Source organism: Burkholderia sp. Ac-20384 (assembly GCF_017104605.1).
GTDB lineage: Bacteria > Pseudomonadota > Gammaproteobacteria > Burkholderiales > Burkholderiaceae > Burkholderia > Burkholderia lata.
This window is the reverse complement of sequence record NZ_JAAGPE010000094.1, coordinates 19,880-31,362: the sequence shown is the minus strand read 5'-3', so window position 1 is coordinate 31,362 and position 11,483 is coordinate 19,880. Positions and strand designations below refer to the sequence as shown.

Sequence of the window (11,483 nt, the reverse complement as noted above, 5' to 3'; positions counted from 1 at the left end):
CGGCCGCGAACGCCGCGCCGCTCGACGCGCTGAACGGCGGCTACCATGCGGCCTTCGCGTTCGGCGCGGCATTCGCTGCCGCCGCCGCGCTGATCGGCCTCGCGCTGCGCATCCGGCGGCAGGGAGCGGTCGAAGGCGTCGGCCCCGCGATGCACTGACCGGTAGCCGGCGGCTGGCGGCGTCCACCGTCGCTATCGAACCCGGGCGCGCATCGTCGCGCCCTTTTTTACGCGTGCCGGGCCCGGCACCCGCGCTCGCTTCACCGGGCATTTCGGGCCGATCGGTCGCGCCGAGGACGGCCGCGATGCCCCGCTCTGCTCAAACGCCCGTTTGACTTCAGGCCGGTTGCCCACCCCACGGGCTTTCCCCAGCGATTTTTAACGCAGTCGTACATCGACCCGCCACATTTGCGACAATGGCGGACTTTGACGCGCACGCCGCGGCCACGCGCCGCCGCCGAACATCCCATCACCGTCGCCGCATAACCGCCTGCTTCCGATGTCGCTTCCCCATATCGATCTGCTGTACTCGTTGTCCGGCCTGTTCGTCGGCATCCTCGTCGGCCTGACGGGCGTTGGCGGTGGTTCGTTGATGACGCCGATCCTCGTGCTGCTGTTCGGCGTCCACCCTGCAACGGCGGTCGGTACCGACCTGCTGTACGCGGCCGCGACCAAGGCCACCGGCACGCTCGTCCACGGCCTGAAAGGCTCGATCGACTGGCGCATCACGGGCCGGCTCGCGGCGGGCAGCGTGCCGGCCGCGGCCGTCACGCTGTGGTGGCTGCATACGCACGGGATGAACTCGCCCGGCACCGCGCGGATGATCCAGCTCGTGCTCGGCGTCGCGCTGCTGCTCACGTCGCTCGCGCTGATCTTCCGGCCGCAGCTCACCGCATTCGCCGCGCGCAACCCGCTCGCGCCGAGCCCCGCGCGCACGCTGTGGTCGACCGTGCTGACGGGCGCCGTGCTCGGCGTGCTGGTGTCGATGACGTCGGTCGGCGCCGGCGCGATCGGCGTGACCGTGCTCCTGCTGCTGTATCCGGCGCTTGCAACGACCCGCATCGTCGGCTCCGACATCGCGCACGCGGTGCCGCTCACGCTTGTCGCGGGCATGGGCCACTGGCTGCTCGGCTCGGTCGACTGGTCGATGCTGCTGTCGCTGCTGCTCGGCTCGCTGCCGGGCATCGTGCTCGGCAGCCTGCTGTCGGCGCGCGCGCCGGAACGGCTGCTGCGCAACCTGCTCGCCGCGACGCTCGTCGCGGTCGGCATCCGGCTCGTGCTGGCGTAAGCGGCGCGAGCGCCCCGCCGGGTACTGACCGACCTCACCCCTGGCGAACAACTCGTCCCGCTCGGGAACCGAACGTCACCGCCTGAATTTCCGGCGAATCCTCAATAGAGGGCTGTTCATCCCCTCTTCAAGGATTCCGCAATGCCGTCACGGGTGGCTTCCACGCGCCACGTCTCCTCGGAAAAGACGATGCCCCGGAAGTCCATGGCTCCCGGGGCATCGTTGAGGACAACGGCATCGCCGTCGACATACGTCACGCGAAAAGCGGGCGCACGTGACCCGGCGACACCTTTACGTCATGACAGGCGGCACAAGCCGCCCACGGCGCTTACTGTCCTTGCTGCTGCAACTTCTGCTGCTTGAGCTGCTGCGTGCGCATCTGCAGCTTCAGCACGCGCTGCAGCGCGGTGCGGTTGGCCAGGATGCCGTCGTAGAAGTTGGCGAGATCGCCCTTCAGCGCGGTCCGCGACGCGTCGTTCAGGTAGATCATGTGGCCCGACGGGTAGTTCTTGATCGTCAGGTTCTGCGCCTTGAGCGTCGGGTCGAGCGGCATCTGCGCGAGCGTCAGCTCCGTCTGGTGGAACGGCGTGACGGCGTCGAAATAGCCGTTGGCCGACAGCACCTTCAGGTCCGGGTTCACGCTCATCGTCGACGCCAGGTCGCCGGCCGTGTACAGCGTATTGCCGCCGCCCTTGTTCGCGCCGGTCGGGTCCGTGTGGCTGAAGTCCCAGTTGTTGAAGACCTGGTCGTTCAGGTCCACGAACGACGACGTCGACGTGTACTTGAGGTCGGTGTTGATATAGCTGTTCCACAGCACCGTGTACGCGCCGCCGACGTTCGTGATCGACGGATCGTTGCTGCCCGAGTTCGGCAGGATGTACGGCGCGATGCCCTTGCCCGTGAAGTTCGCGCGGCCGTCGTACTGGCCGATCTGCGTGCCCGGCACGAGCGTCAGGAAGAACGTGTACGGCGGGTTGTCATCCGACGACGGCACGTTGCCGAGCGCGGCCGGGTTGCCGAACGTCTGGATCAGCGACGTCGGATCCGTGCCGATGTACGAGCCCATCTGCTGCGCGGTCTGCAGGTTCAGGTTCAGGCGCACGTTCACGAAGCCGCCGTCCTGCGGGTTCGGCTTCTGCGCGAGCGGCGCGAGCGTGTTGTCCGCATAGTTGCGGGCCTGGATCATGTACGCGTCGAGGTCGGTCGGCGTCGGGTTGAGCGTCGTCTTCTTCCAGTAGAACGCATCGGCCGCGAGCGTCGGGAACGTGCCCGGCGCGGACAGCGCGTTCGCGTAGTCGAGGATCGACGACTGCAGCGTGATCCCGTTCAGGTCGATGCCGTCTTCATGCAGCACCCACGACACGACTGCGCTGCGCGCGGTGCCGTACGACTCGCCGTACAGGAACTTCGGCGAATTCCAGCGCGAGTACTTGGTCAGGTAGCGCTGGATGAAGCGGTCGATCGAGCGGGCGTCCTGGTCGGTGCCCCAGAAGTCCTTGTTCTTCGCCGGGGCGATCGCCGTCGAGTAACCGGTGCCGACCGGGTTGATGAACACGAGGTCGGTGCGGTCGAGCAGGCTGTCCGGGTTGTCGAGCAGCTTGTACGGCGCGGGCGGCGTGAAGTTCGGGAACGACGACTGCAGGCGCTTCGGCCCGTACGAGCCGAGCAGCAGGTAGACCGACGACGAGCCCGGGCCGCCGTTGTAGAAGAACGTGACCGGGCGCGGCTTCGACGGGTCCGGATTGTCCTGCGTGTACGCGACGTAGAACATCTTCGCGTTCGGCGCCGACGTGGTCGGATCGATCGTCGTCAGGTGGCCGGTGGTAGCCGTGTACTTGATGGTCTTGCCGCCGATCGTGACCGTGCGGTGCACGACGGCCGCCCCTTCCGTGGAATCCGTGACCGCGTCGTTCGGCCCGGTGCCGTACACGTCGTTGTCGACGTAAGGCTGGTCGGCCGCGGCGGCCGTTGCGTTGGTGTTGGCCGACGTGCTGGCGCCGGCCGACGTCGCGGCCGCGGCGGCGGCCGAAGCGGCCGGGCCCGACCCGTCGTCGCCACCGCACCCCGTGACGAGCAGTGCGGCGGCCGCGGCTGCAGCGAGCGGCACGCTCAGTGTCGTTCCGAATAGCGCGAAACCGTCTTTCAAGGACTTCCGTGTCGTCATTATTGCCTCTCGAACAGAACGATAAATACCGCCGGTCGCAAAGGATCATTTGCGCCGGCGCTCCGCACCGGGAATGCATTCGTTATGCGACGCACTCCGAGTTTTTTACCGGATCGGCGAATACCGACCGGCATGATTTACCCCACCCATATTTTTTTGCGACTGCACAATGGAATCAATCCCATTGCACACGACAATTCAATAATCCGAAGCAATACAAATTCATTCCGCGTATTTGCATACGCACAAAATCGACGGCAAAAGCATGCCCCGCAAGGCCGGCCCGACAAGGGCGCCTCGCTTCGAACAGACGAACAATCCCCCTCGGCGAGATACCGATTAATCGCAAAACGACGATCAATCGCGACTCGAGCCGATTTAATAAAATCGAAAGGATCGATTAACTAAACGGAAAGGAATATCTCGTATCTGGAATTTATTAAATTAAGTGAAAATACCGGCGCATATTAGGGTCCCGATTTACCGCCGTAAAGTAATAATTTGTTACGGCGCTCGCCATTCCGATAAAAGGCAGTTCGGGACCGATTCCAGACCGGCCAAAAGAAAAAGCCGGACGGCTGTCCGGCTTCGTGAGGGCAGCGCGGCGGGCGCCGTCAGAGCGGCACGTCGATCGCCCCGGCGCCGACCGTGATCGCGTTCGCGCCCGGCGCGGCCGAGATCGGCGGCAGGTTCGCGCTCGTCAGCGCAGGCGCGGCGCCCGGCGTGCCGCCGCGCGGCACCGTGCGGATCACCTGCGACGGCGGCAGCGGCGCACCGTTCTTCAGGTGCTTCCACATCAGGTTCAGCGCCTGCAGGTTGTAGTAATGGACCGGCACGAAGCGCGTGTCGAAGCCCGGCACCGGCAGGAACGCGTCGAAGTGCTGGCCGTTCGTCACCTCGTAGAACACGAGCTGGCTGCGCCCGGCTTCGCTGATGCCGTTCTGCGCGACGTATGCGCGCGACGCGTGGTTCACGGGCACGAGCGCATCGCTGCGGCCCTGCACGATGATCGCCGGCTTGCCCTGCAGGTTCGCGTTCACGCGCACCGCGTCGACGTTCGCGGGCATGCCGAGCATCCCGTTGGTCCAGAGCTGGCGCAGGCACAGCGCGCCCGCAAAGCTTGCATCGGGCGTCGCGAGCCGGTGGTCGACACCCGCACCCGTGTTGAACACGAGGTCGATGCCGGCCGTCGGCGGCACGCCGTTGCCGACGCCGAACACGGCCGGCATCGGCGACGTGGCGGGCGCGGCGACGCTGCCCGTCGCCGGGTTCGTCGTCGCGAAGCTGAAATTGCACAGGTTGTCGGTGACGCGCGAGCGCGTGTACGCGTTCGCATAGGTCACCGCGATCGCCGGAATCGCCTGCGAATCCCACATCGGCGCCTGCAGCAGGTCGGAATCGGCGAGGTAGCCGGCCGCGTGGAGCTGCGCGAGCGCGTCGGCGGCCTGGCTTTGCGTATCGGCGCCCGACACGAGCCCGGCCGCGGCGAGCGTCGCGCAGCGCTGGGTGCGGATCGACTGCGTGGTCGCCACCGGCAGCGCGCTCAGGTACGGCGCGCCGGCGAGCGACGCCGAGGCGGCCGCGCACGGCTCCAGCAGGTTCGCGAGCGTCGCGTAGTCGGCCAGCGGCCGGCCGAACGACGGCACGGGCTGGCCGCCCGAGCGCACGACCGCGTTCGGCGCCATCCGCACGTTGATCTGCGGCTCGCCGACCACGACCGCGGTGATCCAGCCGCGGTTGTCCTGCTCGGCCGCCGCGAGCGACGCGCCGCCGCCGTTGCTGACCGACGCGGCAATCGTCGTGATGTCGCCCGCGCGATAGCGCACGCCGTGATGCGAACCGTCGATCAGCGGTCCGAACTGCTCGTTGAGCGCCCAGTACGCGAACTCGACCGACTGCAGCGTCACGTGCCCCCAGTCCTGCTCGGGATTCTGCTGCGAATGCGCGTGCTTGAACGCATAGCGGTTCGGGAAGCGGGCATTGAACGTCGCGAGATCGCCGCTGGTGACGTTCGCGGTGAACAGGCTCGAGGTGCCGGCCAGCACCGCGTTGGCGAGCGTGCCGTCGATCAGCGTGATGGTGTCCGACATGAGTTCGTGCGCGCCGTTGCCACCGCCCTTGTCGTTGTAGGCAACCGCGCAGCCGCGCTTGAGCGCCCATTCGCCGGCTGCGGAAATCGCGCCGTACACGCCGCGCGAGCCCGACGACGTCGCGGTGACGATGCACGGCTGCGCGGGATTGAAGCTGGCTGGCACCTGCACGAGCAGCGTGACGTTCTTGCTGCCGCTGCCATCGTCGGAGTACGCGAGATATTCGGTGCCGGGGATCTTGCCTTCGCCGAGCGTGTCGTTGCCGTCGAGGTCGACGTTCGGCCCCCAGAAGCGGCCGTAGCCGCCGTTTGCGCTCATGTCGACGAGCGCGCGGTAGTTCGACCAGATCGCGAGACGGCGCAGCTCGGCGCTCGTCGGCCGGGCGGCATTCGCAAAGCCGGGGGCGCTCGCGGAGCCGAGGCCCGTCTTGCCGAGGCCAGCCGTGAGCAGGTCGTCGCTCGCGCCGTCATAGGCCGTCGTGCGCACGCTGCCGGACACGAAACCGGGCAACCGGTTGCGCTCGGCCGACTCGTCGCCGTTACAGGCGCCCAGTATCGCGACCGCGGCCAGCGCCGCGCCGAAAACCATCCGCCTGCCCCACCCGAGCCTCGTCATCGCCGCCCTCTCGATATCGTTATCGGTCCGCCGCCGCTTCATGCGGCTTGCGGCCTCTCAAGCGCAAACGGGCCCCGGCACGCCGGGGCCCGCCTGAAAACGGGCACATGCGGCGCTCGCGCGCCGCTGCCCGGCATTACTGCTGCTGAACCGTCAGCTTGTTCGTGACCGACGTGACGCCCTTCACGCCCTTGGCTGCGGCTTCGGCCTTGTCGATCTGATCCTGGGCCGGCATCGTGCCTTCCAGCGTGATCGCGCCACCCTTCGAGCGCACGACGAGGTTCGACACATTCACGCCGGCTTCTTTCGAAATCGCCTTGCGCACCGCGTAGCCGAGCTTGCGGTTCGCCTTCTTCGCGGTTTTCGCGGCGGCCTTCGGCGCGCTGGTCGCGGCCGCGGGCGCTTCCGTTGCCGCGGCATCGCTCGACTGCGCATACACGCTGCCCGACAGACAGGCCGCCACGGCGGCGACGCCCAACGCTCTCAACACGATCGACTTCATGCTATCTCCTTATCACTCCGGAACGGCCGTGCACAGTACGGCCGATTACCCCCAAAAACAGCCGGCCCGCGCGCGAACGGGCGGGACAGCCGGTGTTTTCCACGGCGATACGAGAGAGGCAAGGCGGGCTGGCGGTCGGCGCACGCGAAAGCGGGCCGGCCGGGCCGGACAGCCGCCGGCCGGACGCGCCCGGTCTGTTGCGTGCCGGGTCGCGCGCAAATCGGGCGCGGCTGCGTCGCACAATGTAATCCAGCGCCCGCGGAAGCGCAAAGCTTTTGACGCGGGGCCGCCCGCCACTGTCGCCGCCGGGCCGCGCCAGGCCGCCCCACTCGCGCACCCATGGCGAAACCGGGTACCATCGCCGCGAGCATCGGCATCGTCCATGACAACCGACCGTCACCGATACGTCACGCCAGCGTCATCCGCCGCCCCCATGAAGCCAGCCCGCCCTCGCCCGCCTCGCCGCATCCTCGCCCGCTTCGTCGCGGTGTCGTGGCGCGACCTTGCGCTGTCGATCGGCCCCACCGTGCTGCTCGCCGCCGCGGCCGTCTGGCTCGCGGTCAAGCTGATCCAGCCGGCACCGCCGTCCACGCTCGTGATCTCGTCCGGACCGCCCGGCAGCACCTACTGGAACGCCGCGCAGAAATACAAGACGATCCTGGCGAAGAACGGCGTCACGCTCGACGTCCAGTCATCCGAAGGGTCCGCCCAGAACCTCGCGCGGCTGTCGAACCCGAACGCGCCGGTCGACGTCGGCTTCGTGCAGAGCGGCATCGGCCCGAAGGAGCGCGACGAACACCTCGTGTCGCTCGGCAGCATCGGCTACGTGCCGCTCGCGATCATGTATCGCGGCCCGGTCGTCGCGCGCCTGTCCGACTTCAAGGGCAAGCGGCTCGCGCTCGGCGCGGAAGGCAGCGGCGCGCGCGAGCTGAGCCTCGCGCTGCTGAAGATGAACGGCATCGTGCCGGGCGGCACGACCGAACTGCTGCCGACCGCCGGCGAGGACGCGGCCGCCGCGCTGCTCGACGGCAAGATCGACGCGGCCTTCCTGTCCGGCGACTCGACGCAGATCCCGGTGATGGCGAAGCTGTTCCGCGCGCCGGGCGTGCACGTGTATTCGTTCACGCAGGCGGAAGCGTACGCGCGGCGCTTTCCGTACCTGACCGCGATCACGCTGCCGATGGGCGTCTACGATCTCGGTCGGAATCTCCCGCCCGCCGACATCCACACGGTTGCGCCGACCATCGAACTCGTCGCGCGCGATTCGCTGCACCCTGCACTGTCCGACCTGCTGATCGAGGCCGCGCGCGAGGTGCACGGCCACGCCACGATCCTGCAGCACGCGGGCGAATTCCCGTCGCCCGTCACGCGCGGCTTCCAGCTCTCCGACGACGCCGCGCGCTACTACAAATCAGGGAAGACCTTCCTGTACCGGCGGCTACCGTTCTGGGTCGCGAGCCTCGTCGACCGGCTGCTCGTCGTGGTCGTGCCGCTGATCGTCGTGCTGATCCCCGGGCTGCGGCTCGTGCCGTCGCTGTACGGCTGGCGCGTGCGCTCGCGCATCTATCGCTGGTACGGTGCGCTGATCGCGCTCGAGCGCAGCGCGCTCGGCGAGCACACGGCCGAGGAGCGCGTGCAGTTGCTCGACGAGCTCGACGACATCGAGGAAGCCGTGAACCGGATGAAGATGCCGCTGGCTTATGCCGGGCAGTTCTACGTGCTGCGCGAGCACATCGGCTTCGTGCGCGAACGGCTCACCGCGCACGACCAGGACACGCCGGCCAGCCCGCCGGGCGCCGGTGGCCCGCCGCAGGCAAGTGCCGAAGCCGCGCCGCCGGCCGGCGATCCCCCTCGGGCGACTCCCGGTTCCGCGTGAGCGGACGATCCGCGATCATTGCCGCATGCGCGTGCCGCCGCGTAACATGGAGGCCGCCGCCAGGCGCCGCACGCCCCACCCACTGGAGATCGACATGACAACCGGCCTCGATACCGCCCAGCCTGCCTGGTTCTTCGACTTCGTGTCGCCGTTCTCCTACCTGCTCCTCGAACAGCATGACAAGTGGCCCGACGTGCCGTTCGAACCCGTCGCCGTGTCGCTGCCCGACCTGCAGCGTCACTGGGGGCAGCGCTCCGGCGCCGACGTGCCGGCCAAGCGCGTGTTCACGTACCGTCACGCGCTGTTCCGCGCGGAGCAGCTCGGCATCCGTTTCAAGATGCCGCCCGCGCACCCGTTCGAATCGGACAAGCTGCTGCGCCTCGCGATCGCGCTGCGCGCCGATATCGCGACCGTGCGGGAGATATTCCGCTTCATCTGGCGCGACGGCAACGATCCGTCGACACCGGAAGGCTTCGCGGCACTGTGCGAGCGCGTCGGCGTCGGTCATGGCGACGAGCTGATCGAATTCGAGGAGACCACCGCGCAACTGGCCCGCAACAATGCCGATGCGATCGCGCTCGGCGTGTTCGGCGTGCCGACGTTCTGGATGAACCAGCAGCTGTTCTGGGGTGAGGACGCGCTGCCGATGGTGCTGTACTGCGCGCGCACGCCGAACTGGCTCGAATCGCGCGAGGTCAAGCGGATCAGCACGCTGCCGAAGGGCCGGCTGTGATGGCCGGTATCACGCACGCCAACGCGCGGCTGCGGTAAGGTTACGCTTCCCCCGAATCACCCCCTACGATGGAAGAAGACGACCGTACCGCCTCGCTCGATATCTGGCTCGTGCGCGTGTTGCGCACGCTGCTGCTCGAGCGCAGCGTCACGCAGGCCGCGCTGCGGCTGAACCAGACCCAGCCCGCGATCAGCACCGCGCTGCGCAAGCTGCGCGAGACGCTGAACGACCCGATCCTCGTGCGCGGCAAATCCGGAATGGTGCCGACCGAATACGGCGCGTCGCTGCTCGAAGCCGCGCAGCGCGCGCTGCGCGAGGTCGACTTTATCGCGACGCCGCACGGCGACTTCGATCCGTCGTCCGCACGGCGCACGTTCCGCGTCGCCGCACCCGATTACCTGAACGATTTCTTCATGCCGACGCTGATCGAGCGTTTTCGCGACGCGGCGCCGCATGCCCATCTGGAAATCGATTCGCTGAATCCCGCACTCGATCACGCGGGCGCGCTCGAATCGGGCGCGCTCGATCTCGTGATCGGCAACTGGCCGAAGCCCGACCCGCAGTTCGCGCGCCAGGACCTGTTCTCCGACACGATCGTGTGCCTGATGCGCGATGCGCACCCGCTCGCGCGCGTGCCGCTCACGCGCGAAGCGTACGCATCGGCCGCGCACGTCGCGCCGACACCGTACACCGGCGACAAGCGCAACGCGATCGAGATCGGCCTCGCACGCGCACGCCTCACGCGACGCATCGTGACGACGCTGCCGTACTTCGGGATCGTGCCGCAGGTGCTGCTGCAGTCGGACCTGATCTTCACGACGACGCGCCGCTTCGCGACGCACTACGCACAGCTGCTGCCGCTCGTGGTCGTCACGCCGCCCGTGCCGTTCCCGCGCATCAAGAGCTACCTGCTCACGCATCCGCAGCCCGACCGCCCGACCGACATCGCGTGGCTGTGCGCGCTGATGCAGAGCGTGTCCGACGAGTTGACGGTGCCCCGCAGCCGCAAGCGCTGAGCCGCGGCACAACACGGGGCGCTGCCGCTCAGGCCGTGCAGAAGGTTTCCTGCAGATGGGTCCAGCGCACGACGCCCGCCGCGTCGCGCTCGAACACAGCGGTTGCACGGCGCGCGGGAAGTTCGCCCGAGGCCGCGTGCTGCGCTTCGAGATAGGTGACGGTCACATGCGACGCATCGGCCGCGAGCACGCGGGTGTCCGACAGCGTGATGCGCAGCCCCGGCTTCGCGCCGGCGAGCTTCGCGAACAGCGCGCGCGTACCGTCACGGTCGACCTCGCGGCCGTCGGTCAGGATCATCGTGAATTCGGCGGAAAACGCGGCGAGCAGCGTATCGAGCGCCTCGGGCGCGGTATCGACGCCGGACAGCCAGCGCTCGATGGCGACAAGGCTCGCATCGAGCGTGTCGAGATAAACCTGGTAATCGGACATGGTGCGTGCACGGTAAGGCGCGGCCCGGTGCCGCGCGTCGTCGTGCAGTGTATGCAAAATCGCGCGGCCCTGCGCTGACCGCTCGGGGCTACCGCGCGCAGGACACGTCGTCGCGCGCGCGCCCCGATGCCGCGGCCTTCGCGTCGGCCACCGGCATGCCCGAGCGCGCCTGCAGCAGCTCCGCGCATACGGCCACCGCGATCGCACCCGGCGCCTTGTCGACGATGCCCGCGACACCGATCGGGCACACCATCTCCACGAGCCGCGCCGGATCGACGCCGCGCGCCGCAAGCCGGCGCTCGAACTTCACGCGCTTGGTACGCGAGCCGATCATCCCGAAGTACGCGTAGTCGCGCCGCCGCATGATCTGCGCGGCGAGCGAGAAGTCGAGCGCGTGGTTGTGCGTCATCACGAGGAAGTACGCGCCGGGCGGCGCCGCGTCGACGACGGCCTCCGGCGTGTCGGTCGGCTCCGGCTGCACGTTCGGCGGACATTCGTCCGGGAACAGCTCGTCGCGCGTGTCGACCCACTGCACGACGCACGGCAGCGCGCCGAGCAGCGTAACGAGCGCGTGACCGACGTGCCCGGCGCCGAACAGCACGATGTGCATCGGCGCCGGCGTGCCGGTCGCACGGTTGCGCTGGCCGGTGCCCTGCGCCAACGCAGGGAGCGACGCGGTGCGGAGCGAGCGTGCGGGGCCGTTCATGTCAGTCTCCGCCGGTCAGCCCCGTGGAGGCTGACCGCCCCCTCGGGGGGAGCCGTGCATGGGA

At 68.3% G+C, this 11,483-nt stretch carries 9 protein-coding genes and 1 pseudogene; 5 read left to right on the top strand and 5 right to left on the bottom strand.

The genetic code is table 11. The features are described from left to right. Positions 1–158, top strand: a pseudogene (locus tag G3O00_RS19200) (MFS transporter); the annotation flags it as partial. A gap of 340 nt (positions 159–498) precedes the next feature. Further along, positions 499–1,287, top strand: a complete 789-nt coding sequence (locus G3O00_RS19195; protein WP_011351116.1) for a sulfite exporter TauE/SafE family protein — start codon at positions 499–501, stop codon at positions 1,285–1,287. Positions 1,288–1,615: 328 nt separating this feature from the next. On the opposite strand, the gene G3O00_RS19190 is transcribed toward G3O00_RS19195, so the two are convergent. The 3 genes from G3O00_RS19190 to G3O00_RS19180 all read right to left on the bottom strand — a co-directional run bounded on the left by G3O00_RS19190 (position 1,616) and on the right by G3O00_RS19180 (position 6,658). Then, the gene (locus G3O00_RS19190) at positions 1,616–3,451 is read right to left on the bottom strand and encodes a peptidase S1 (protein ID WP_011351115.1); all 1,836 of its coding nucleotides are present in this window, start codon (positions 3,449–3,451) and stop codon (positions 1,616–1,618) included. Between the two features lie 614 nt (positions 3,452–4,065). Further along, entirely contained in the window at positions 4,066–6,156 is a 2,091-nt protein-coding gene (locus G3O00_RS19185) for a D-(-)-3-hydroxybutyrate oligomer hydrolase (protein ID WP_206143973.1), read from the bottom strand. A 136-nt stretch (positions 6,157–6,292) separates the two neighbouring features. After that, entirely contained in the window at positions 6,293–6,658 is a 366-nt protein-coding gene (locus G3O00_RS19180; protein ID WP_174931066.1) for a BON domain-containing protein, read from the bottom strand. Between the two features lie 433 nt (positions 6,659–7,091). On the opposite strand from G3O00_RS19180, the gene G3O00_RS19175 reads away from it, so the two are divergent. The 3 genes from G3O00_RS19175 to G3O00_RS19165 all read left to right on the top strand — a co-directional run bounded on the left by G3O00_RS19175 (position 7,092) and on the right by G3O00_RS19165 (position 10,283). Then, positions 7,092–8,534, top strand: coding sequence for a TAXI family TRAP transporter solute-binding subunit (locus tag G3O00_RS19175; protein WP_174931065.1), 1,443 nt, complete (start codon positions 7,092–7,094; stop codon positions 8,532–8,534). 94 nt (positions 8,535–8,628) lie between these two features. Then, the gene (locus G3O00_RS19170) at positions 8,629–9,267 is read left to right on the top strand and encodes a 2-hydroxychromene-2-carboxylate isomerase (RefSeq protein ID WP_011351111.1); all 639 of its coding nucleotides are present in this window, start codon (positions 8,629–8,631) and stop codon (positions 9,265–9,267) included. Positions 9,268–9,335: 68 nt separating this feature from the next. Continuing rightward, positions 9,336–10,283, top strand: coding sequence for a LysR family transcriptional regulator (locus tag G3O00_RS19165; protein ID WP_011351110.1), 948 nt, complete (start codon positions 9,336–9,338; stop codon positions 10,281–10,283). 28 nt (positions 10,284–10,311) lie between these two features. On the opposite strand, the gene G3O00_RS19160 is transcribed toward G3O00_RS19165, so the two are convergent. Next, a complete protein-coding gene (locus tag G3O00_RS19160) occupies positions 10,312–10,713 on the bottom strand; it encodes a nuclear transport factor 2 family protein (RefSeq protein WP_174931064.1) in 402 nt (133 codons plus the stop codon). 88 nt (positions 10,714–10,801) lie between these two features. Continuing rightward, positions 10,802–11,419, bottom strand: coding sequence for a xanthine dehydrogenase accessory protein XdhC (gene xdhC, locus G3O00_RS19155; RefSeq protein ID WP_011351108.1), 618 nt, complete (start codon positions 11,417–11,419; stop codon positions 10,802–10,804). Positions 11,420–11,483: the final 64 nt, after the last annotated feature.